We start from the raw sequence: 20,966 nt of genomic DNA on the forward strand, positions 1-20,966 counted from the left end.
GGGCTGGGGCGCTTCCGGCTCGAGGGGGATTAGCTCGGGTGAGCCCCCTGGCATCCCCGGCCCGGGCAAAGGGCCACCCGGCATGGGCTGCCCCGGGAGTTCAAAGCGGTAGAGCTGGCCGTCTTGGTAGATGAGCAGGGGGCATTCCTGCCCCTCCTGGGGTGGTCCGGCCCCTGGCCCCTGGCCCGGTCCAGGGAATAGGGGAATCAGCTCCCTGGCGTCGGGAGCCGACCGGGGCGTCTGCTGGGGGTCAAACTGCACCCTCACCACACGCCCCCAGGAGGGCTGCGAGGCGAGGCTCTCCGATGGCGCCGACCAACGGCCTAGGCCAAAGGCCAAGCCCAAGAGCAGGGCGAAGCCCAGGGGCCGTCCCCACCAAGCCACCTTTTTCGCTACCATACCCTACTTTATGACGCAATACTGGGTTAAATCTGAGAACCCTCCACATTCACCTTATCTCCAGCCCCGCCCACCTCTCCAGCAGGCGGGCCACCGCGGTGTGGTCCACCTCCGCAGAGCCCACTTCGCGCCGGGCAATCTCAAAGAATTCGCGCACCTGGCGGAGCATGGGGGCAGGTGTCCCCGCAGCCTCCAGCACCCGCGCGCAGATTCCCAGGTCCTTGGCCAAAAGGCCTAGGGCAAAGGTGTTGGGAAACTCCCGGGAGAGCACCCGCTGCCCGAAGAGGTTCTCGCTCACGTTGGAACGCCCCGAGGAGGCGTTGATTGCCTCCAGGGCCAGCCGCGCATCCACCCCCTGCCGCACCAGGGCCAGCATCCCCTCGCTCAAGGCCCATAGGTTAACCGCCAAAAGGGCGTTGTTCACCGCCTTAACTGCGTGCCCCGAGCCCAGCGGCCCCACATGCACGATTTTTGCTGCGTAGGTGGCCATCACCGGGCGGGCTCGCTCAAAGTCCTCCCTCGAGCCTCCAGCCATCACCGTCGCGCGGCCCTGCACCGCCCCGGCCACCCCTCCCGAAAGGCAGGCATCCAGGTAGGAGACGCCCTTCTCAGCCAGCCGCGCGGCGGTTTTCCGGGCCAGCTCCGGCTCCCCCGAGGTGTGGTCCACCCATAGGGTCCCCGGGCGTAGGTGAGGCAAGAGCTGCTCGGCCACCCCGTGCACCTCTTGGGAGGTGGGCAAGCAGGTAAAGAGGATGTCGGCCTGGGCCACCTGGGCGAACGCCACGGGCTGCGAGCCAAACTCCTTGGCATGGGCCTCGGCCTTGGACGGCGTGCGGTTCCACACCAGCGTGGGGTAGCGGCGGGCCAGGTGGCCCGCAATCGGATAGCCCATGGCCCCGAGCCCAATGAAAGCCAGCTTCGGCGTTGCTTCTCCAACCATGTTCCCAATATATACGGGGCCTCCCCCCGTTATGAGAGGCGTTAATCTCTTCCCCCAAGCCCCCAGCGGGGAATAACGGGCATCCCCAACCTCCCTCAGAAGGCCTCCTGAAGGCGCAACACGGGAATTCACGCGCACCCCGCCACCAAGGACAAATGTTGGCCTATCCTAGGGGCTAGGCTGGCCCTATGAAGGCATCCCCCCTGGAAAAGCAGGCTCATAGGCGGCTGGGTGGGCTCGGTGTGGCCCTGGCCCTGCTGCTGGCCGGCTGCCCCCAAACCCCCCAGTCCTCTACTACCCCGCCGGGCAACCTCGAGCCCCCCCGAAGCGTGATGGCCTGGGCGGTCTCCCCCTACGAGGTGCGGCTTTCCTGGAAGGCCCCAGAGGGCCTCAGCGGCCCTAGCTTTGAGGTAGAGCGCAAAGTGGCTACCGCCAACGGGGCCTTTGAGCCCGTAGCCACCGGCTTGAGCGCTACCCAGCACCTTGACCGGATCACGAGCGGCGGGAAAACCTTCATCTACCGGGTGCGCACCAGAACCGCCAGCGGGCAGAGCGACTGGGTGGAGTCCAACCCGGTGCCCGTCCCGGCCCCCTGCGCGAGCAGCCCCGCCAACCCGCCCCAGGTAGGCTGCTTCGGCCCGGTGGTGGACAATTGGCCGCTGGTGCCCACCTACGCGGCCCTACTGCCCAACGGTAAAGTGGTGGCCTGGTACGCCTCCGACGACATTGGGCGCTACCGGGAAATGACCGATGTCCACGAGCTTGACCCCCACAACAACCCCCCCGGCCAGGAGGACGGCACCATGGCGGTGGTCTGGGACCCGGCCAGCGGGGCCTTTGAGGACGTGAGCTTCGGCAACGGCAGCCAGCAAAACGGGCGCAACGTCAGCGGGCAGCCCAAAGGCACCGACCTCTTCTGCGCGGGCTACACCGTCTTGGAGGATGGCCGTCTCTTCACCGCGGGGGGCAACCTGGGGCTCGAATGGGGCAGCCCCCGCACCAACCTCTTTGACCCCCGCACGAACACCTGGACGCCCGGCCCCGGCCCCAGCACCCCCGACATGTGGTGGGGCCGCTGGTACCCCACCGTGACCAAGCTGCCAAACGGTGAGGTGCTCATTACCGGCGGCACCTCCAAGCCGAACTCCCAGTTTGTGGAAGGCTCTGCCGACCCCCTCTGCCGCACCCCAAGCGGGCGCTGTCCCGAGGGGTTGAGGCAGGGCAAGACCTACAGCACCATCGCCGGCGCGCCCGGCCTGGACAAGGGCGTGGCCACCCAAAACGCCCGGGGCACCGCCCACAACAACGCCTTTGAGGTCTACAACCCCGACTCGGGCACCCTGCGGATGCTGGAGGCCACCGCCGCCGAGGTCAACTCCTTTGAGCACTACTACCCTTGGTGGCACATCGCCCCCAACGGCCTGGCCTTCCTCTCCGGGGCGGGCAAGCAAAAGGGCCTGCTGGACTGGCAGAGGGGGCAATGGACCGGCATCTGGCAGTCCTATCCCTATCCTCCCTCTGGGGGCTACTCCACCCTCCCCTACGACGCCCACCGCATCTACGGCAGCTCGGTCATGTACGAGCCCGGCAAGGTGCTGGTCATCGGTGGGGGCTACGCCGCCGACGACTGGAGTTCAGGGGAGCTGGCCATATTCTCCCTCAACAACTGGGAAAACGGCCACACCACCCTCCACATCACCCTGGCCCAGGACGCCAACACCCCCCCCACCATGCGCCCTGGCCCCAAGATGCGCTACAGCCGAACCCACCTGAACGCCACCCTGCTGGCCAACGGCGAGATATTCGTAAACGGCGGCCAGCAGGACGGAGGGGAGGACACCCAGTCCATCCCCGGGTACAACGGCAGGGAGCCCAGCGGCGGCCGCCCGGTCATGCAGGGTTCGCTGGCCCAGGAATGGTGGCCCAAAACCGTCAACCCAGCCACGGTCTTCAACATTGACCTGGCCGTCTACCAAAGCGAAATCTGGAAGCCCGGGGAAAACGGCGGAACAGGCCGCTTCGTGCTGGGCCCCAGGGCCCAGCGGCCCCGCATCTACCACTCGGTGGCCATGCTCCTGCCCGACGCCACGGTCTGGACCGCTGGGGGCGGGGGGTGCGGCCAGTGCGCGGGCAACTTTGAGACTGGAGGCCTTGATGCCGGCTACTACGGGCGCTGGTACAACCAGCCTGAAAAAATCAACCAGAAGAACCACGAAATCTACTACCCCGCCTACCTCTTTAACCAAGACGGCAGCCTAGCCCCCAGGCCCATCATCACTGGGCTGGAGGGGCTGGCCCCCGGGGAGGAGTACCCCACCCTGGCCTACAACCAGACTTTTACCGTGCGCTGGGCCCACCCAGACCCGGCCCGCTCCATTCGGCAGGTCACCTTCATCGCCCTGGGAACCCCTACCCACGCCTTCAACCAGAACCAGCGCTTCCTACGGCTGGAGTTTACGCAAGACGGCTACATCCTCAACGTACGGGCCCCCTACGATGGCCAGTACGGCTCGCCCAACCCCGGCGGGGCCCGCAACATCGCCCCACCCGGCTTCTACATGCTCTTCCTGATTGACGACAAAGGGGTGCCCTCGGTGGCCAGAATCGTCCGCATCCGCTAAAGGGTGGCCAGCACCAAGCTGACCACCAGGGTACCCACGAAAGCAGCCAGCAGCGTGAGCCAGACCCGGCCGCCCTCCCGCAGGTTCATGCTGGCCTGCACCGCCAAGTAGGCGAAGTACACGTTGACCCCCAGGGCCGCCACGGCCAGCAGGGGCAGCAGGAAAATTCCTATCAGGGTGAGGACCAAGAGCAGCCCCAGAAGGGCAACCGCCACGTTGATGGGCGCCCAGAATAGGGCAAAGCTGTAGGCCACCTGGTCCAGGTTCCCGCTGCCGCCCTGGCTCCGGCCCACGTAGTACACCAGGTAGGTAAACACCAAAAACCCCAGGACGCTTCCCGCCACACTGCGCAAAAACCCCCCTGGCCCGACCGCCAGGCCCAACAGGCCCACCAGCACCGCGGCCACCGCAACGTAGAGCAGCGCCTCGCGCAAGGTGCCCCGGCCCTCAAACTCCTCAAAGGTAGCCACGCTAGGTCGGCGGAGAACCTGAAGGCTTTGAGAGAACATCTGGCTCAGGGTATCAACGATAGAAGGCGACGGGTTCATAAGGACCTCCCTTTCGGGTACCGCAAGACCAGTCTATACCGGATTCTCACCCGCGCTTTGGGTAGATTAGGGGCCATGCGCTGCGCGCTGTTTCTGCTTGCCCTGGCGCTCCTGCCCTTCGCCCTCGCCCAGGAAGCCTCGGCCCCAGGTGCCTACGCCATTGCCCGCATCGTCGGCCTAAGCGGGCCCACCGCCACGGTGGAGGTGGGCGGGCGGAGGACAGAGGCCGAGCTGCCCACCGAGTTCGCGGGCTTCCGGGTAGGGCAGCGGGTGGTGGTCTACCAGGCCGACGGCAAGACCTACATCGCCGAGCCCTACCGCATTCCCTACCTGTGGGGGCTGCTGGGGCTGTTCGGGCTTGTCACAGTGGCCCTGGGCCGGGGCAAGGGCCTGCGCGGTCTGCTGGGCACCGCAGCCAGCATGGGGGTGTTGGCCTTTTTCGTGGTGCCCCAAATCTCGGCCGGACAGAACCCCCTACTGGTTACCTTTGTGGGGGCCTTCGGCATCCTAAGCCTTTCCATCTACTTTGTTCACGGGGTCAACCGCAAGACCACCGCCGCCCTCATCGGCACTACCCTGGCCGCAGCGGTGGCGCTGGTGCTCTCCTCGCTCCTCACCGAGTGGATGCAGTTCACCGGCCTTACCTCGGAGGAAACCTTTCTGGCCCGCTTCCAGCTCGGCGGGCAGCTTGACCTGGTGGCCCTGTACTTGGCGGGGGTGGTGGTGGGGGCCTTGGGCGCCCTCAACGACGTGACGGTGACCCAGGCCGCGGTGGTCCAGGCCCTGCTGCAGGCCAACCCGCGCTACGGGGTACGGGAGCTGTACAACCGGGGCATGAGCGTGGGCTTTGACCACATTGGCAGCCTGGTCAACACCCTGGTGCTGGCCTACGCGGCGGGCGCCTTACCTTTGCTCCTGCTGATAAGCAAAAGCGAAGTGCCGTTGGCCCTTTTGGTGAACAACGAAACCTTTGCCGCTGAGGCGGTCACCATGCTGGTCGGCTCTTTGGCCTTGGTGCTAGCGGTACCGCTGACCACGCTGGTGGCAGCCTGGCTTTTGCGGGGGAGAAAGCTTGACTACATTGACCGGCGCTGGCCTAGATAAAGCCTGTAACAGGTTTGTAACACCCCCCGGGTAGACTCAGCCCGTCGGAGGCTGAGGCTTAGGATGGGGTATCTGAAGGGCCTAGGGGTCTACCTACCTGCAGCGCGCATGTCCAGCGGGGAAATCGCCGCTCTGAGCGGGCTGGCCGAGTGGGTGGTGCGGGAAAAGCTGGGCATCCATCAGAAGCCTGTGCCGGGACCGGGCGACCACCCGGCCCAGATGGGGGCCTGGGCGGCCCAGCAAGCGCTGGCGGAGGCGGGGCTCGAGCCGGCTCAGGTAGACGTGGTCCTCAGCATCACCGAGGAGCACAAGGAGTACCCGGTCTGGACGAGCGCCCCCTTCATCGCCCAGAGGGTGGGGGCTGAGCGGGCCTGGGCTTTTGACCTGAACCAGAAGTGCGCCAGCTTCATCACCGCTTTGGTGGTGGCAGAGGGACTGCTGGCCAGCCGCCCCGAGGTGCGGGCGGTGCTGATCGCCGGAGGTTACCGCAACGGCGACCTAATAGACTACACCGACCCTGCGGTGCGCTTCATGTACGACCTGGCCGCCGGGGGGGGCGCAGCGGTGGTCACGCGGGATGGGCCAGGGCTCCGGCTTTTGTCCAGCCGGCTCAAGACCGACCCCAGCCTGGCCGAAAGCGTGCGGGTACCGGTGGGAGGCACGATAGCCCCTCTGCGGCCAGACAACCTGAAGGAATACCGGCTGCGGGTGGCCGAGCCTGAGCGGATGAGAGAGAGGCTGGAGCAGGTCTCGCTGAGCGGCTTTTTGGAGGTGATTGAGGGGGCCCTGCGGGACGCTGGCTACACCGCTGCCGACCTAGACTACCTGGCCCTTCTACACATGAAGCCCTCGGCCCACCGGGCGGTGCTGGCAGGGCTGGGGTTGGCAGAGGAGCGTTCGATCTACCTATGCAACTATGGCCACCTGGGGCAGCTTGACCCCATCCTCTCGCTCTGGCTGGCTCGAGCCGCCGGCAAGGTGGGCCCTGGAAGCCTCCTGGCCCTGGCCGCCGCTGGGGTGGGCTACCACTGGGGGGCCGCGGTGCTGCGCTGGGAAGCGGAGGGGGTATGGAGCTGAACGCCAACTGGCTCGCCCGGATGGCCGCCTACCACCCGGACCGGCCGGCGGTCCTCTGGCAGGGGGCTTGGGTCAGCTACGGGGGGCTTTACGCACGGGCGGTGCGGGCCGCGCAGTCGCTGGCGGGGCTGGGCATCCGGCAAGGCCAGCGGGTGGGCGTGCTGGGCCAAAACCATATCGGCCACCTCGAGCTCTACTTCGCCGCTCCCCTGCTGGGCTTCATCCCCACCCCTCTCAACCATCGCCTGAGCGAGGACGAGCTTAGGGGGCTGCTCGAGTACACCCAGCCCAGCGTCCTTTTCTACACCGGGGGCCACCTCAGGGTGGCCCACCGGCTCCACCCCAAGGCCTATCCCCTGGAGGCCCTCCAGACCCTGCCTCCCGGCCCGCTCCCGACCTTTGAGCCCAGCCTGGAGGACACCGCCCTCCTCCTCTTCACCGGCGGCACCACCGGTCTGCCCAAGGGGGCCCAGATTCCCTACCGGCAGCTCCTGGTCAACGCCATGCAGACCTGCACGGCCTGGGGGCTTTCTCCCGAGGACCGCTACATCCTGGCCACCCCCATGTTCCACGCCGCCCTGAATGCCCTGGCCACCCCATTGCTCTACCTGGGGGGACAGGTGCTCATCCAGGAGCATTTTGACCCTGGGGAGTACCTCCGCTGGGTAGAAGAGCATCGGGTTACCCTCCTTTTCCTAGTGCCCACCATGTATCAGATGCTGGCCCAGCACCCCGCCTTCAACAAGACTTCATTTGGCTCGGTGCGCTGGGCCATCTCGGGGGGAGCCCCCTGCCCGGCCCCGGTGCAGGAGGCCTTCCGAAGCCGAGGGGTGCGGTTTAAGCAGGGCTATGGCCTCACCGAGGCCGGGGTGAACTGCTTTACCCAAAGCCTCGAGGAGGCTGAGGCCCACCCAGACTCGGTGGGCCGGCCTATGCCCCACCTTTGGGCCCGGCTGGTGGCCAAAGACGGCCAGGAAGCCCCAGAGGAGGGCGAGCTTTGGCTCTCGGGGCCGGTGGTGATGTCGGGCTACTTTGGGCGTCCCCAGGAAACCGCCGCGGCTTTAGTCCAGGAGGACGGGCGGCTGTGGCTTCGCACCGGCGACCTGGCCCGCCGCGACAGCGCGGGGCGCTACTACATCGTGGGACGGGTCAAGGAAATGTTCATCTCCGGAGGCGAGAACGTCTACCCGATAGAGGTTGAACGGGCCCTCTACGACCACCCAGCGGTGCTGGAATGCGCTGTGCTGGGGGTACCCGACGCCCAGTGGGGCGAGGTGGGCCTGGCCGCGGTGGCCCTAAAGGCCCCGGCAAGCGAGGAGGAGCTGCGAAGTTTCCTCCGCAGCCGGCTGGCGGGCTACAAGGTGCCCAAGCACTTCCTTTTTCTTCCCGAGCTACCCAAAAGCGGCCCCGGCAAAATTCTCAAGAGCGAGCTGTACCGGCTTTTCAAGGAGTCCTATGCCTGAGGTATCGGTCAACGGCACCACCCTCTTCTACCGGCTCGAGGGCCCCAAGGACGCCCCTTTGCTGGTGCTGCTCAACGGCATCTTCCAGCGCACCGAGGCCTGGGAGCCCCTCATGCCCTACCTGGGGGGCTTGGCTGTGCTGCGCTACGACATGCGCGGCCAGGGCCAAAGCGCCACCCCCCCAGGCCCCTACCCCCCAGAGCTGCACGCGGCCGACCTGGAGGCCCTCCTCAGGAGGTTGGGGGTGGCAGAGTACCACCTGCTGGGCCTCTCCAACGGCGGGGTGGTGGCCCAGGTCCACGCCGCAGGGCGGCCTCAAGGTCTGCAAAGGCTGATCCTGCTCTGCACCACCCCCCGGCTTGACCCCCTGCTGCGGGCCAAGGTGGAAAGCTGGCGGCAGGCCCTGGAGCTGGGCGGTACCCAGGCCCGGCTGCGGGTGGCCCTGCCTTGGGTCTGGGGAAGGACCTTCCTGGAAGCCCACCCCGAGGTGGCGGAGGAGGCCTCGCTCCTGCAGATGGAGCAGGCGGCCCCCAGCCCCCAGGCCCAGGGCCATCTGCTGGAGGGCTTCTTACAGCTCACCGACCTGCGGCCCAGGTTGGGAAGCGTCCAAGCCCCCACCCTGGTGCTCTCCGGCGAGGAAGACCTGCTCTTTCCTCCCTGCTATGGCGAGGAAACCGCCCGGGCCATCCCCAAGGCCCAGCACAGGGTGCTTCCCCGGGTGGGCCATGTGCCCACGCTGGAAAACCCCCCTCTGCTGGCCCAGGAAATCCGAGCTTTTTTGGAGGTGACGGCGTGAGGTTTAAGGTTGGAGACTCGGCCTCTTACACCCAGACCATCGGCGAGGCCCACATCGGCTTGTTCATCGGGGCGGTGGGGGACACCAACCCGCTGCACACCGACGCCGAGTATGCCAGAAAAAGCCGCTTTGGGGCCCGCATCGCCCAGGGAATCCTGGTGGCCGGGCTGATCTCCACGGCCATCGGCACCCGGTTGCCTGGCCCCGGGGCCATCTACTTGGGCCAGAGCCTGCGCTTCTTGAAGCCCACCTATCTGGGCGACACCATCACCGCCACCGTGACCGTGCGGGCCATCCGGGAGGACCGGCCCATCCTCACCCTGGAGACCGTCTGCACCAACCAAAGGGGCGAGCAGGTTATCCAGGGAGAGGCCACGGTGCTCTACGAAGAGGTTCTTTGAAGGAGGGAAGCATGAAAAAGCTTTGGGTCGTTTTGGTGACGCTGCTGGCTGGGCTTTCCCTGGCCCAAACCACGCTTCGGGTAGGCGTGCTGCTGCCCATCTCCACGGTAGCAGGAAAGGCCGCGCTGAATGGGGTGCAGCTTGGGGCAGAGCAGGTTAACGCCAGCGGAAAGGTCCGGATGGAGCTGGTGGTGGTGGACGATGGAAACGCCCCGGCCACCGCGGTTCCGGCCCTGACCAAGCTGATGACCGTGGACCGGGTGGACATCGTGATCGGCGGGCTGGCCTCTGGGGTAACCTTCGCCCTTTCGGGGCCGGTCAAGCAGTACCAGCCCCTCTTCCTCTGCATCGGGGCCGCAAGCAGCGTGGTGGAGCAGGCCTTCAGCGATTACGGCCGTTTCTTTCACTACCACCCCTGGGACTACCACAACGTGGCAGCGGCGCTGGAATTCTTCAAGTACCTCTACGACAACGGGGCCCGCCGGGTCGCCATCCTCTATGAGGATGGTCCTTTTGGCTCGGCCGGCATCCAGACCTACCGTCAGCAGCTCGAGCGGCAAGGCTACACGGTGCAAGCCGAGCCCTTCAAGTCGGGTTCGGGCAGCTTTACCGCCATCCTGACCCGTCTCAAAGCCTTCCGGCCGGACATCCTCTACTGGATAGGCTATGATGTGGACGCCCTCCCCATCGCCGCACAAACCCGACAGGTGGGCCTCGAGCCCAAGCTCATCTACGGGGCCCCTCCAGCCTGGCCGGTGGGCTTTGAAAAGAACAGCCTCTCCAACGACATCGCTGGCATGACCGCCTGGCTCCCCTCGGTGGCCAACGCGGAAAGCCGCCGCTTCGTTACCCTCTACCGGCGCAAGTTTGGCGAGGTGACCGACGAGTATATGGCCCCCATGGGCTACGTGATTGCCCTGAGTCTGGGCCGGGCCGCGGAGGCCGCCGGCTCGAGCGACAAAGACCGCATCGCCGCCGAGCTGGCCAAGGTGCAGATGGACACCCCCTTTGGCCCCCTCTCCTTCAAGCCCTCCGACACCGGCCGCACCCGCTACCAGGGCTTCAACCAGAGCATCTGGCTGCAGTTCCAGTACCTAGAGGGCTCCCGCCGCCCCGTCTTCCCGCCGAACCGGGCTGCCCGCCCCCTGCGCTTCCCGGGCAATTACTGATGCCCCTATGGAGCTGCTGCTGCAAACCCTCATCAACGGCGTCTTGGCCGCAGGCATCTACGCCCTGGTGGCCAGCGGGCTGGCCTTGGCGGTAGGCGTGGTGGGCATCGTAAATTTCGCCCACGGCGAGTTCACCATGCTGGGGGCCTTCATCGCCTACCTGCTCTTCGTGGGGTCGGGCCTAGACCCCCTGGTCTCGCTGGGGCTGGCCGCGCTGGTGCTCTTCTTGGTGGGAAGCCTCACCTACTACGGCCTCATCCGCCCCGTGCTCGGGGCCCCGGAACTCAACCAGATGCTCCTCACCTTTGGCCTCTCGGTGGCCCTGCAAAACCTGGCCCTGCTCCTTTTCGGGGCCAACACCCGGGTGGTCAGCCCGCCCTACCAAGGCAGCACCATCCACCTGCTGGGACTCTCCTTCGGGGTGGTGCCCTTTGCCTCCTTTGTGCTTTCGGTGGTCCTGCTCGGCGGGTTGTACTGGTTTTTAGGGCGAACCCGGCTGGGGCTTGCGGTGCGGGCGGTGGCGCAGAACCGGCTGGCTCCAGGGCTTTTGGGCATTGAGAAGGAGCGCATCTACCTACTGGCCTTCGGCCTCTCGGCTGCCCTGGCCGGGGTGGCGGGGGTGATGCTCTCGGTGATCCTCTACGCCTCCCCCACTGTAGGCTTTGCCTATACCCTAAAGGCCTTCGCCATCATCGTGATGGCCGGGCTGGGCAACCTAGGAGGGGTGGTGCCGGCGGCGGTGGCCCTGGCTTTGGCCGAGGCCCTGGTGAGCACCTACCTGCCTGGAGGCGGAGGGTGGGTGGAAGCAGTCTTCTTCCTGGTGATTTTCGCCACGCTGACCTGGCGGAGCTGGAGGGCGGCGTGATTGCAGCAGCAATCCTCCTCCTCGCCCTGCTGTTGCCCAGCCTGCCCCTGGGCGAATGGCGGGCCTTCCTGCTGGACACTGCACAGTTCGCCTTTCTCACCAGCGCCCTGGCCCTAGCCTGGGATCTGCTGGCCCGCAGCGGCCAGCTCTCCTTGGCCCACGGGGCTTTTTTCGGACTGGGGGCCTACGCCGCGGCCCTTTCTGCCCCAGCGCTGGGCACCCTCCCAGCCCTCCTGGCCGGGGGCCTAGTCGCAGCCCTGGCCAGCTTTCTGCTGGGCCTGGCCACGCTCAGGCTGCACGGGATGTACTTCGCCATCGCTACCCTGGCCTTCAGCGAGGTGATGCGCACCCTGGTCCTCAAGGCCCAGTTCACTGGGGGTTCCATCGGCCTGCCTGTACAGCCCGCTTTCAGTGGAGCCTTTCCATTGGGGAGCTACTACCTAGCAGTGGCGGTGCTGGCCCTATCGGCGGGGGTAAGCCTGCTGCTGAGCCGGGGCCGGTGGCACTACGCCATGGCCGCTACCCGGCAGGGTGAGGCGGTGGCGCGGGTGCTAGGGGTGCCGGTGGTCCGGGTGAAGCTCCTCACCTTTGGGCTCTCGGCCTTTTTAGGGGGGCTTGTGGGCGGGGTGTACGCGATGAAAACCCTCTTCCTCTCACCTTACGACGCCTTCGGCCTAGGGCGGGCGGTGGAAGCCTTGGTGGTCCCCATCTTTGGCGGGCTTTACACCACCAGCGGCCCCCTGCTGGGTGGGCTGATTATCGTGGGCCTCGAGACCTGGCTGCGGCTGCGCATCGGCGAAGGGTACCTGGTGATCTACGGCCTGGTGCTCATCCTGGCCATCCTCTTCCTGCCCCGCGGCCTGGTGGGGCTCTTCCGCAAGGGGGTGGGCCGTGCTTAGGGTGGAGGGCCTCTCCAAGCGCTTTGGCGGGATAGTGGCGGCCTACGGGGTGAACCTCGAGGTTCACCCAGGCGAAATCCTAGGGGTCATCGGGCCCAACGGGGCGGGCAAAAGCACCCTCTTGAACCTGCTCTCAGGGCTCCTGCGCCCAGATGCCGGGCGGATTGAGTTTCTAGGGGAAGAGATTACCCAAGCCCCGCCGGAGGTGCGCACCTGGAAGGGGCTGGGACGGGCGTTTCAAATCGTGCAGCCCTTTCCCGAGATGAGCGTGTGGGAGAACCTGATGGTAGGGGCCCTCTACGGCAAACCGGGGACGGGCCTAAAGCAGGCCCAACGGGTGGTGGAGGAGGTCATCGCCCTCACCGGCCTGGCCCCCAAGGCCCAGACCCCAGCCGGCGAGCTCACCCTGCTGGAGGACAAGCGCCTCGAGCTGGCCCGGGCCCTGGCCACCCGGCCCAAGCTCCTACTTTTGGACGAGGTGATGGCCGGGCTGCGCCCCGCAGAGGCTTTGGAAGCGGTGGAGCTAATCAGGCGAATCCGGGCCAGCGGGGTCACAGTGGTCTTCATCGAGCACCTAATGCCGGTGGTGCAGGCCCTGGCCGACCGGGTGGTGGTAATGGACTACGGGCAGGTCATCGCCCTGGGCCACTACGACGAGGTGGCCGCCAACCCAAGGGTACGGGAGGCCTACTTGGGGAGGGCCCGATGAAGCTCCAGGTCGCCAACCTCACCGCTGGGTACGGCAAGGCCCAGGTGCTCTTCGGACTTTCGCTCGAGGTGGCCAGGGGCGAGCTGGTGGCCCTCCTAGGGGCCAACGGGGCGGGCAAGACCACCGCTTTGCGGGCCATCTCGGGCCTGGTGCGGCTCTGGGGGGGCCAGGTGTGGCTTGGGGGTGAGAGCCTGCTGGGGCTTTCGGCAGCCCAGCGGGCCCGCCGAGGGCTGGGGCACGTCCCCGAAGGCCGGCAGCTTTTCCCTCTGATGAGCGTGGAGGAGAACCTGCTCCTAGGCGCTGCCTTCCTGGCCTGGGAGCAACGCCATTCAACCTTGGAGAGGGTCTACGCCCTCTTCCCCCGCTTGGCCGAGCGCAGAGGTCAGAGCGCCGGAACCCTTTCGGGGGGTGAACAGCAGATGCTGGCCATCGGACGGGCCCTGATGGGCCAGCCTAAAATTCTGATGGTGGACGAACCCAGCCTGGGCCTCTCGCCCCGCCTGGCCGAGGAGGTCCTTACCACTTTGGCCCAGGTGAGGAAGCAGGGGGTTGGGGTGCTTCTGGTTGAGCAGAATGTGGCGCTTTCGCTCGAGGTGGCCGACCGGGGGTACGTGGTAGAACATGGCCGGGTGGTCCTGGAAGGAAGCGCCAGGGAGCTGGCCCACAACGAGGCGGTGCGGCGGGCCTATCTGGCCCTCTGAGGCTGGAGCAGCAAGGGGGTGCAGCCATGCTTTTAGAGGGAAAAACCGCCCTTATTACCGGGGCTGGAAGCGGCATTGGGAAGGCCATCGCAGAGGTGTTCGCCCGGGAAGGGGCCCGGTTGGTCCTAAACGACCTCTCCCCGGCGGGGGCCGAGGTAGCCCAGAGGCTGGGCGGGGCCTTTGTCCAAGCTGACCTCTCCCAAAAGGAGGCGGTGCGGGGGCTGGCCCAAAAGGCTTTGGCCCTAGGGCCCATAGATATCCTGGTCAACAACGCGGGCCTGCAGCGCATCCACCCCGTGGAGGAATTCCCTGAGGAAACCTGGGAACAGATGCTCCAGGTGATGCTCACCGCACCCTTCCAGCTCATTAAGTACCTCCTCCCCACCATGAAGCAACGGCGCTGGGGGCGCATTCTCAACATCGCCTCGCTGCACGGCCTGGTCGCAAGCCCCTATAAGTCGGCCTACATCGCGGCCAAACACGGGCTCCTGGGCCTAACCAAGACTGTAGCCCTAGAGGCCGCGGATTACGGCGTAACCTGCAACGCCATCTGCCCAGCCTACGTACGCACCCCCCTGGTGGAGTCGCAAATTGCCGACCAGGCCCGCACCCTGGGCATTCCCGAGGGTGAGGTGGTGGAAAAGGTCATGCTGGCCCCCGCGGCCATCAAACGGCTCATTGAGCCCCAAGAGGTGGCCGAGTACGCCCTATTTCTGGCCTCGGAAAAGGCCGGGGCCATCACCGGCTCAGCCCAGGTAATGGACCTAGGCTGGACCGCCCGGTAGGGCTTTAGCGCTTGTACAGCCGCCGTTCAGCCTCTATGGCCTGCAAGACCTCCTGAATCTCCCGGGTCAGGGCACGAATTTCCTCTAGCTCGGTGGTGTTTTTAAGCTGGGCCTTGAGTTTGTCCAGCCGCATCTCGTAGTAAACCTCCCGCACCCGGGCCATGGCCACGCCCAGGTGCGCCTCGAGCTCGGCCCGTTCAAAGCTCGGACTCTTCATCAGAATATCCATTAGCCTGGCCCCTTCCCCTCGCTGCTCAAAGTGTCGCAGAATCCGGCTTTTGCTGTTGGAGCGGGAAACCTGCACGAACTCGGCCAGCAGGCTCCCTTCCGGCGGCCAGGTGTTGGCTTCCACATAGCGCACCCAGTCCCCAAATTCCTCCTCGGGAACCGCGTACAAGAGGGCTATGACGTCTAGCTCACGCAGCAAGCGCTTCTCGGTAAGGTCGGGGCGACCCAGGCTCAGCCGGGCCAACGGATCGCCAGCGGGGGCCCGTCGAGGCTCGCGGGCTCGGGACAGGTAGTCCTCCAAAGCCCGGGGGGAGATGCCCAGGGCGCTGATGACCTTGGCCTTAAGCCGCTCCACCACCCGGTCGAAGGGCTCAGGTGAAACCAGGCGGGGCCGCAGGGCCTCAAGCACCCTTTGCTTGTGCTCGGGGCGGCGCAGGTCAAGGCCTTGGGCGGCCACCTGGAAGCGGTACTCCACCTCCGGCAGGGCCTCGGCCAGGGCCTTCTCAAAAAGGTCCCGGCCCTGGGGTAAAAGGAGCAGGTCGCCAGGGTCCTTGCCCCCCTCGAGCAGCACCGCGTAGACCACAAAACTCCTAGCTATCTCCAGGTTCAGGCTCTGCAAGGTAGCCCTGCGCCCAGCCTCGTCGGCGTCAAAGGCCAAATACAGCTCCACCGCCTCGGCGCGGCGCAAAAGATGGGCCTGTTCGGAGGAGAGGGAGGAGCCGAGCACCGCCACCGCCTCGGTAAAGCCCATCTGGTGCAGGGCAATCGCATCAAAAAGCCCCTCCACCACCACCGCCCGCCCCCGCTCGCGGATGCTCTGGCGGGCCTGGGGGTAAGCGTAGAGCAGCAGGCTCTTCTTGAAGAGGGCGGTCTCTGGGGAGTTGAGGTACTTAGGCCCGTCCTCTGGGGAAAGCGCCCGAGCAGTGAACCCCACGACACGCCCCAACGGGTCAAGGATGGGAAAGGTAATCCGGTTGCGGAAGCGGTCAAAAAAGCGGCCCTCCCGCTCCACCAGCACCCCCGCCTCCAGGCCCTCCTGGGGGCTTACCCCGTGGCGGTGGAGGTGCTTGAGCAGCCCGTCCCAAACCGGAGGTGCATAGCCCAGGCCAAAGCGCTCAATGGAGGCCGGGGTAAGCCCTCGAGCCCGCAGATAGTCCAGCGGCGCGCCCTCCAGATGGCCTCGGAAGTAGGCTTGGGCCAGCTCCAGAACCTGCAGGGCTTCCTTTCGGGCCGAGGGAGGTCCCTTACGCCTGGGCAGCTCCACCCCAGCTTCCTGGGCCAGCCGCTCCAGGGCCTCGCGGAACTCGAGGCCCTCTATTCGCTGCAAAAAGGCAAAGATATCCCCCCCCGCCTTGCAACCAAAGCAGTAGCAAAGCCCCTTGGCCTCGTTGACGTAGAAGGAGGGGGTTTTCTCCTGGTGGAAAGGGCACAGCCCCTTCCAAACCCCCTTGCCGCCCGGCTTGAGGGCCACATAGCGGCCCACCAGCTCCCGAATGGAGATGCGGGAACGAATGAGCTCAATGGCCTGGGCACTCTCGGCATCCATACATCCCGCCTCCCGGACCCAAAGCCGGCCTGGATGCAGGGCCTTATTCTAACCCACCCGCCTCTTCAAGGGGGCTATCCCCGCGTCCGCTCAGGGCACGGCGCAGCCCTGGCTTGCCAGCGCAGCCAAACACCCAGCACACCATACCCGCGAAGCTGCTGGAGCCCGAGGCTGGGCCGCCTGCCCCCCGCGAGGGCCAGCAGGGTCTGCTGCCAGGCCCAGGCCAGGGGGGTTTTTGCCTCAAACTCGAGCAGCCCTAAAGGCTCCCGCCCCTCCCTCAACAAAAGCTGGGCCTGCAGCAGCCGGGCGTAGCCGTGGTGGGTTTCAAAACCAGATTCAAAGGTCTTTTGAAGCAGGTAGCGGGAGAGGGCCAGGGCCCTCCGGCTCGAGCGGCCGCAGAGAAAAAGGCCCAGCCCCACCAGGGCATGGTAGTAGAGGCTGGGGTTGTTCCCCTGCCGGGCCAGCCTCGCCGCCCGGCGCAGGTGGGGGATGGGGTCCTGCCGCAGGTGCCCCTTGTGCAGCCCTAGCGCCAGCTCACCCGCGGCCTGGACCTCGGCGTCCTCCAACCCCTCCAACCCCCGCAAAAGCCGCATCAAGACCTCATCGTTCCGGCCTGAGGCCAGTGCGCGGGCCAGGGCCAGGTAGGCCAGCAGGGACGGAGAGGGGCTCCGGGCCAGCGCCGCCTCGCCGTAGTAAAGGGCTTCCTCAAGCTGCCCCGACTCCACCAGGTAGCGCAAGCGCACCCGGCTTACCTGCTCAACCACCCCGACTGGAGCCCCCTCGAGGTACAAAAGGCTCTCCTCCAGCAGACTGCCGGCCTGCTCGAGCTGGCCCAGGTCCAGGCATAAGGCCGCCTGGCTGCTGTGGTAAAGGCTCCGAAACCAAGGCGGCAGGGCCTCATGGGGCGGCGGGCCTAGGGCCTTTAGGGCCTCCTTGGGCTTGAACTGCCGCCAAAGCGCCTCAGAGCAAATCTGCCGGGCCTCAAAACACTCCACGGGGCTTTGCGCATACCTCTCCAGATAGTCCTCGCAGGCCGCCTGGGCCTGCTCGAGCCGGCCCGACCTCAACCATAGCCGGGCCCGCACCAAAAGGGCCGTGCCCTGCAGTCCGGGGGGCAGCTCCTTGAGCAGGGCCAGCGCTTCGTCCAAAGGAGCGGTGCGGGCCAGGGCTAAGGCCAGCCGGGGCTCCAGCGGCTCCTCCCAGCGGGCCTCTTGAAGCTCATCTTGGCCCAAGGCCCAGCGGGCCTCCAGGTGGACCGCCCGGGCCCGCTGGCGCAGCGCCGGGGAGGTCTCCGAAGCGGCGAGGAGCTGGCCGGCCAGCTCCAAGGCCTCGCCGTAGCGGCCCAGGGCCAGATGGGCCTCTGCCGCCTCCAAGGCAGCCTGGTTGCGGACCTTGCCCTCAGCCAGGCGCAGGGCCTCGAGGTAGCCCATTAGGGCTTCCGCGTAGCGCCCTTCGCTCCAGGCCTGCTGGGCTGCCAGGCGCCACATCCGGTAAGCGGCAACGGTCTCCCCGGCGGCTTCGAGGTGCGCGGCGGCCTCAGGCAGCCGCCCTTGGCGCTGGTACCAGCGGGCGGCCTGCTGGTGCCAGCGCTGGGCCTGCTGCCCCCCTACCTGCCCCAAAACCGCTTCCCGCAACCAGGGCACGGCAAAGCGAAGCAGGCCCCTTTCATCGGTTTCGAGAAAGCCCTCCCCCACCAAGCGGGTTAGGTCGGCCTCTTCCCCCACCAGGTGCCGTACTAGCTCGGGGGGGACCGTGGCCCCCAGTACCGCGGCGGCCTGCAAGGCCACCCGGGCCAGACGGGGAAGGCTGTCCAAGCGCGGCTGGTACAGGGGCATGGGCTCAGGCTCCTTGCCCAAGGTGAGGCCTAGCACCTGCACCGCCAGGGGGAACCCCGCGCTGGCCTCAACCAGGTGCTCGAAGCTGGCCAAGGCCAAATCCGGGCAGCAACGCAGGATGAGGCGCTTGGACTCCTCGGGTGAAAGGGGCCCTAGGGGCAGGAAGACCACGTCGGGGGCCGGCTCCCAGCGGTTCTGCCGGGCCATCAACAGCAGCAGCACCCCAGGCGGGGCGGGGCGACGGGTAAACTCGAGGACCGTCGCATCGGCGCTTTGCAGGTCGTCCAGGACCACTACCACGGGCACCTCTCCTGCCAGCCGGGCCAGCAGGTGCCACCAGGCCTCCACCAACAGGGCATCCAGTTCACCAGCAGGCAGTGGCGGGCGCTGCTCGAGCCCAACGCTGAACTCCAGCACCGCCTGCAGGTCCTCGGGCAGGCCGAGTTGCCTGAGCTGGCCAAGCCCCCCGGGCAACAGCCCCTGCAGGCCCTGGCGCAGGCTGTAGCGCAGGGGCGTGCCCAAGGTGAGCCGGGGCACCACCACGCCCCGCACCCCCCCGGGCAAGGTCTCCAGGAAGTACCGGGCCAGATGCGACTTCCCCACCCCCATAGGCCCGTGCAGCACTACCCGGCGCCCCTCCCCCGCCTGCACCGCCCCCAGGACCTCCCGCAGAACCCCAAGCTCCCGCTCCCGTCCTACCATCTCAGGCGGCCCCTGGCGCATCCCCAGGTACCGGAAGGCCTCCAATGGCTCGGCGAAACCCCTAAGGGGTTGGCGTGGGAGGGGCTCGGTAATCGCCCTCGGCACTAGGCGCACGGTAACCGCATCGCACCACACCTCCCCGGGAGGGGCTACCTGGGAGAGACGCTGGGAGAGGTTAACCGCCGGCCCCAAAACGGTCTGGTCGCCGGCCAGCCCTCCCCCAAGGGGGGTACGCAGGACCAGCCCGCTGGCCACCCCCACCCGGGAGGGCAGGGGGCTCGAGGCCACCATGGCCCTCGCCGCCTCCAACGCAGCCTGCGCATCGGACTCCTGGCTCCTTGGCACCCCAAAGACGGCCAGGAACCCATCCCCAAAGAACTTGTCTATGTGCCCCCCGTAGAGGCGGACGTGGCTGGCTGCGGCCTGCAGGGCCTCATTGGTGGCCTCCCAGGTAGCCTCCAGGGGGTGCTTCAGGGTATATTCGGTGAAGCGCGATATATCAAAGAAGAGCGCGCTCACCCAGCGCCGCTCCTGAACCAACCCTCCCCCGGGCCGCAAAATTGCGCCACATTGGAGGCAGCTCTCCTCGCCTTCGGGATTGCTGTGGCCGCAGCGGGGGCAAACCATAGGTGAGAAAAACCCGTGGGCAGATGCCAAAGGATGCCGTGAAAAGTGCGGAGTGTAAAAACGCAAAGCGGCCCTCTAACCGCGGGCAGGCTTCCTGGGCCAAGTCCAGTATAGGGTCTACTCCGTAGGCGGGACAACCGCTGCCAGCAAAGACTCGAGCCACTCCAGACGCTCCGCCAACGTCGCCGGCGAGTCGCTGCGCAGGGTGATATGCCCCACCTTCCGCCCGGGACGCACCACCTTGCCGTACCAGTGGAGGTGGGCCCCGGGAACCCCCAGCACCCGGGAAAAGTCGGGGCGGAGCCCCACCAGGTTTAGCATGGCCGTGTGGCCCCGCGGTGCGGTGGAGCCCAACGGCCAACCCAACACCGCCCGCAGGTGGTTTTCAAACTGGCTGGTCTCGGCCCCCTCAATGGTCCAGTGTCCGGAGTTGTGCACCCGAGGGGCCATCTCGTTGGCCCAAAGCCCGCCCTCCACCTCAAAAAGCTCTACAGCCAGCAGGCCCACATACCCCAAGGCCTCCATGATCCGCCGGGCCAGAGCCTCGGCCTGGGGCTGCAGGGCCCCGGCCCCCGGCGCGGGGGCCAGGCTCTTGCGCAGAATGCCCCCACGGTGCTGGTTCTCCACCAGAGGATAGAAGGCCACCTCACCCCGGGCCGAACGCACCCCCAGAATAGAAAGCTCGCGCTTGAAGGGCACAAAGGCCTCCAAAATCAGGGGCACTCCCCCCAGGCGAGCCCAGGCCTCCTGGGCCTGGGCCGGCTCCCGCAGCAGAAACTGCCCTTTCCCGTCGTAGCCGAGGCGACGGGTCTTGAGCAGGGCCGGGCAGCCGATGCGCTCCAGCCCCTCCAGCAGGTCGGCGTAACGCTCCACCGGGTAGAAAAGGGGGGTGGGAATCCCCAACCGCTGAAAAAAAGCCTTCTCGCTCAAGCGGTCCTGGGCCACCGCCAGCGCCCGGGAGGGCGGGTAGACCGGCAACCGAGAGGCTAGCCTTTCTAGTGCGGTGAGCGGAACGTTCTCAAACTCGAGGGTCACCCGGTCCAGCCCCTCGCCAAACCGCTCGAGCAAGGGCCCGTCCTCGTAGTCCCCTACCCAAAGCTCGGCCACTTGGCCCGCCGAAGCCTCGGCCGCAGGGTCCAAAAAGCGGAACTCCAGGCCCAGCGGATACCCAGCCAGGGCCAGCATCCGGCCGAGCTGCCCACCCCCCAGAACGCCAATTCGGGCACCCATCGCCTAAACCTCAGCCCTGGCGGGGATCGGGGCTGGCCAGCACCGCCTCGGTCTGGGCGGCCCGGTAGCGCTTTAGGGCCTCCTTGCACTGGGGGTACTTGTTGGCCAGGATGCTCACCGCCAGGAGCGCCGCGTTGACCGCCCCGGCCCGGCCGATGGCCAAGGTGCCCACCGGAACCCCCGCCGGCATCTGCACGATGGAAAGGAGCGAGTCCAGCCCCTTCAGGCTCCTGGACTCCACCGGCACCCCCAGGACCGGCAGGCTGGTCTTGGCCGCGGTCATGCCTGGCAGATGGGCCGCCCCACCCGCCCCGGCAATGA

19 protein-coding genes are annotated in these 20,966 nt (G+C 66.9%); 12 read left to right on the forward strand and 7 right to left on the reverse strand.

Annotation, left to right across the window (positions count from 1 at the left end; translation table 11 throughout):
- Both Mlute_RS08545 and Mlute_RS08550 read right to left on the reverse strand, forming a co-directional pair.
- The coding region (locus Mlute_RS08545) for a hypothetical protein (protein WP_245958912.1) at window positions 1–399 on the reverse strand (399 nt) is incomplete at its 3' end.
- Window positions 400–448: 49 nt separating this feature from the next.
- The gene (locus Mlute_RS08550; protein ID WP_119360293.1) at window positions 449–1,339 is read right to left on the reverse strand and encodes an NAD(P)-dependent oxidoreductase; all 891 of its coding nucleotides are present in this window, start codon (window positions 1,337–1,339) and stop codon (window positions 449–451) included.
- Window positions 1,340–1,527: 188 nt separating this feature from the next.
- Here Mlute_RS08550 and Mlute_RS08555 point away from each other — a divergent pair, with 188 nt between their 5' ends.
- The gene (locus Mlute_RS08555) at window positions 1,528–3,960 is read left to right on the forward strand and encodes a galactose oxidase-like domain-containing protein (RefSeq protein ID WP_119360294.1); all 2,433 of its coding nucleotides are present in this window, start codon (window positions 1,528–1,530) and stop codon (window positions 3,958–3,960) included.
- Here Mlute_RS08555 and Mlute_RS08560 read toward each other — a convergent pair.
- Window positions 3,957–4,508 carry a YIP1 family protein gene (locus Mlute_RS08560; protein ID WP_119360295.1) on the reverse strand — a complete coding sequence of 184 codons (552 nt, stop codon included), beginning with the start codon at window positions 4,506–4,508 and terminating at the stop codon, window positions 3,957–3,959. The genes Mlute_RS08555 and Mlute_RS08560 overlap by 4 nt on opposite strands.
- A gap of 75 nt (window positions 4,509–4,583) precedes the next feature.
- Here Mlute_RS08560 and Mlute_RS08565 point away from each other — a divergent pair, with 75 nt between their 5' ends.
- The 11 genes from Mlute_RS08565 to Mlute_RS08615 all read left to right on the forward strand — a co-directional run bounded on the left by Mlute_RS08565 (window position 4,584) and on the right by Mlute_RS08615 (window position 14,477).
- Window positions 4,584–5,612 carry a YibE/F family protein gene (locus tag Mlute_RS08565; protein WP_119360296.1) on the forward strand — a complete coding sequence of 343 codons (1,029 nt, stop codon included), beginning with the start codon at window positions 4,584–4,586 and terminating at the stop codon, window positions 5,610–5,612.
- 63 nt (window positions 5,613–5,675) lie between these two features.
- Complete coding sequence (locus tag Mlute_RS08570; RefSeq protein ID WP_119360297.1) at window positions 5,676–6,689, forward strand: 3-oxoacyl-ACP synthase; 1,014 nt, start codon at window positions 5,676–5,678, stop codon at window positions 6,687–6,689.
- Entirely contained in the window at window positions 6,680–8,152 is a 1,473-nt protein-coding gene (locus Mlute_RS08575; protein ID WP_119360298.1) for a class I adenylate-forming enzyme family protein, read from the forward strand. The genes Mlute_RS08570 and Mlute_RS08575 overlap by 10 nt, the downstream gene beginning before the upstream one ends.
- Window positions 8,145–8,948, forward strand: a complete 804-nt coding sequence (locus Mlute_RS08580) for an alpha/beta fold hydrolase (protein ID WP_119360299.1) — start codon at window positions 8,145–8,147, stop codon at window positions 8,946–8,948. Before Mlute_RS08575 ends, Mlute_RS08580 begins: the two co-directional genes overlap by 8 nt.
- Window positions 8,945–9,349 (forward strand): MaoC family dehydratase, encoded by a 405-nt coding sequence (locus Mlute_RS08585; protein ID WP_119360300.1) that lies wholly within the window; start codon window positions 8,945–8,947, stop codon window positions 9,347–9,349. The genes Mlute_RS08580 and Mlute_RS08585 overlap by 4 nt, the downstream gene beginning before the upstream one ends.
- An 11-nt stretch (window positions 9,350–9,360) precedes the next feature.
- Window positions 9,361–10,518, forward strand: a complete 1,158-nt coding sequence (locus Mlute_RS08590; protein ID WP_119360301.1) for an ABC transporter substrate-binding protein — start codon at window positions 9,361–9,363, stop codon at window positions 10,516–10,518.
- A gap of 7 nt (window positions 10,519–10,525) precedes the next feature.
- Window positions 10,526–11,383, forward strand: coding sequence for a branched-chain amino acid ABC transporter permease (locus Mlute_RS08595; protein ID WP_119360302.1), 858 nt, complete (start codon window positions 10,526–10,528; stop codon window positions 11,381–11,383).
- Window positions 11,380–12,282 carry a branched-chain amino acid ABC transporter permease gene (locus Mlute_RS08600; protein WP_119360303.1) on the forward strand — a complete coding sequence of 301 codons (903 nt, stop codon included), beginning with the start codon at window positions 11,380–11,382 and terminating at the stop codon, window positions 12,280–12,282. The genes Mlute_RS08595 and Mlute_RS08600 overlap by 4 nt, the downstream gene beginning before the upstream one ends.
- On the forward strand, window positions 12,275–12,991 hold the full coding sequence (locus tag Mlute_RS08605; protein WP_119360304.1) for an ABC transporter ATP-binding protein: 717 nt from the start codon (window positions 12,275–12,277) through the stop codon (window positions 12,989–12,991). Before Mlute_RS08600 ends, Mlute_RS08605 begins: the two co-directional genes overlap by 8 nt.
- Window positions 12,988–13,692: an ABC transporter ATP-binding protein gene (locus tag Mlute_RS08610; RefSeq protein ID WP_119360305.1), complete on the forward strand. Its 705-nt coding sequence runs from the start codon at window positions 12,988–12,990 to the stop codon at window positions 13,690–13,692. Before Mlute_RS08605 ends, Mlute_RS08610 begins: the two co-directional genes overlap by 4 nt.
- Window positions 13,693–13,718: 26 nt before the next feature.
- On the forward strand, window positions 13,719–14,477 hold the full coding sequence (locus tag Mlute_RS08615; RefSeq protein WP_119360306.1) for a 3-hydroxybutyrate dehydrogenase: 759 nt from the start codon (window positions 13,719–13,721) through the stop codon (window positions 14,475–14,477).
- 4 nt (window positions 14,478–14,481) lie between these two features.
- On the opposite strand, the gene dnaG is transcribed toward Mlute_RS08615, so the two are convergent.
- From dnaG to Mlute_RS08635, 4 genes are all read right to left on the reverse strand, one after another.
- Window positions 14,482–16,251 carry a DNA primase gene (gene dnaG / locus Mlute_RS08620; RefSeq protein ID WP_119360307.1) on the reverse strand — a complete coding sequence of 590 codons (1,770 nt, stop codon included), beginning with the start codon at window positions 16,249–16,251 and terminating at the stop codon, window positions 14,482–14,484.
- A gap of 74 nt (window positions 16,252–16,325) precedes the next feature.
- Window positions 16,326–19,307, reverse strand: a complete 2,982-nt coding sequence (locus Mlute_RS08625; protein ID WP_245958913.1) for an adenylate/guanylate cyclase domain-containing protein — start codon at window positions 19,305–19,307, stop codon at window positions 16,326–16,328.
- A 225-nt stretch (window positions 19,308–19,532) separates the two neighbouring features.
- Window positions 19,533–20,645: a 5-(carboxyamino)imidazole ribonucleotide synthase gene (locus Mlute_RS08630; protein ID WP_119360309.1), complete on the reverse strand. Its 1,113-nt coding sequence runs from the start codon at window positions 20,643–20,645 to the stop codon at window positions 19,533–19,535.
- 10 nt (window positions 20,646–20,655) lie between these two features.
- Window positions 20,656–20,966, reverse strand: a 311-nt coding sequence (locus Mlute_RS08635; protein WP_182482512.1) for a 5-(carboxyamino)imidazole ribonucleotide mutase, incomplete at its 5' end; no start/stop codon positions are given.

Source organism: Meiothermus luteus (assembly GCF_003574085.1).
Classification (GTDB): domain Bacteria; phylum Deinococcota; class Deinococci; order Deinococcales; family Thermaceae; genus Meiothermus; species Meiothermus luteus.

What these genes read in the sequence shown, in the direction of transcription:
- Mlute_RS08550 (WP_119360293.1), bottom strand. Translation starts at nt 1,339, where the DNA reads ATGGTTGGAGAAGCAACGCCGAAGCTGGCTTTCATTGGGCTCGGGGCC.
- Mlute_RS08555 (WP_119360294.1), top strand. Translation starts at nt 1,528, where the DNA reads ATGAAGGCATCCCCCCTGGAAAAGCAGGCTCATAGGCGGCTGGGTGGG.
- Mlute_RS08560 (WP_119360295.1), bottom strand. Translation starts at nt 4,508, where the DNA reads ATGAACCCGTCGCCTTCTATCGTTGATACCCTGAGCCAGATGTTCTCT.
- Mlute_RS08565 (WP_119360296.1), top strand. Translation starts at nt 4,584, where the DNA reads ATGCGCTGCGCGCTGTTTCTGCTTGCCCTGGCGCTCCTGCCCTTCGCC.
- Mlute_RS08570 (WP_119360297.1), top strand. Translation starts at nt 5,676, where the DNA reads ATGGGGTATCTGAAGGGCCTAGGGGTCTACCTACCTGCAGCGCGCATG.
- Mlute_RS08575 (WP_119360298.1), top strand. Translation starts at nt 6,680, where the DNA reads ATGGAGCTGAACGCCAACTGGCTCGCCCGGATGGCCGCCTACCACCCG.
- Mlute_RS08580 (WP_119360299.1), top strand. Translation starts at nt 8,145, where the DNA reads ATGCCTGAGGTATCGGTCAACGGCACCACCCTCTTCTACCGGCTCGAG.
- Mlute_RS08590 (WP_119360301.1), top strand. Translation starts at nt 9,361, where the DNA reads ATGAAAAAGCTTTGGGTCGTTTTGGTGACGCTGCTGGCTGGGCTTTCC.
- Mlute_RS08595 (WP_119360302.1), top strand. Translation starts at nt 10,526, where the DNA reads ATGGAGCTGCTGCTGCAAACCCTCATCAACGGCGTCTTGGCCGCAGGC.
- Mlute_RS08610 (WP_119360305.1), top strand. Translation starts at nt 12,988, where the DNA reads ATGAAGCTCCAGGTCGCCAACCTCACCGCTGGGTACGGCAAGGCCCAG.
- Mlute_RS08615 (WP_119360306.1), top strand. Translation starts at nt 13,719, where the DNA reads ATGCTTTTAGAGGGAAAAACCGCCCTTATTACCGGGGCTGGAAGCGGC.
- dnaG (WP_119360307.1), bottom strand. Translation starts at nt 16,251, where the DNA reads ATGGATGCCGAGAGTGCCCAGGCCATTGAGCTCATTCGTTCCCGCATC.
- Mlute_RS08630 (WP_119360309.1), bottom strand. Translation starts at nt 20,645, where the DNA reads ATGGGTGCCCGAATTGGCGTTCTGGGGGGTGGGCAGCTCGGCCGGATG.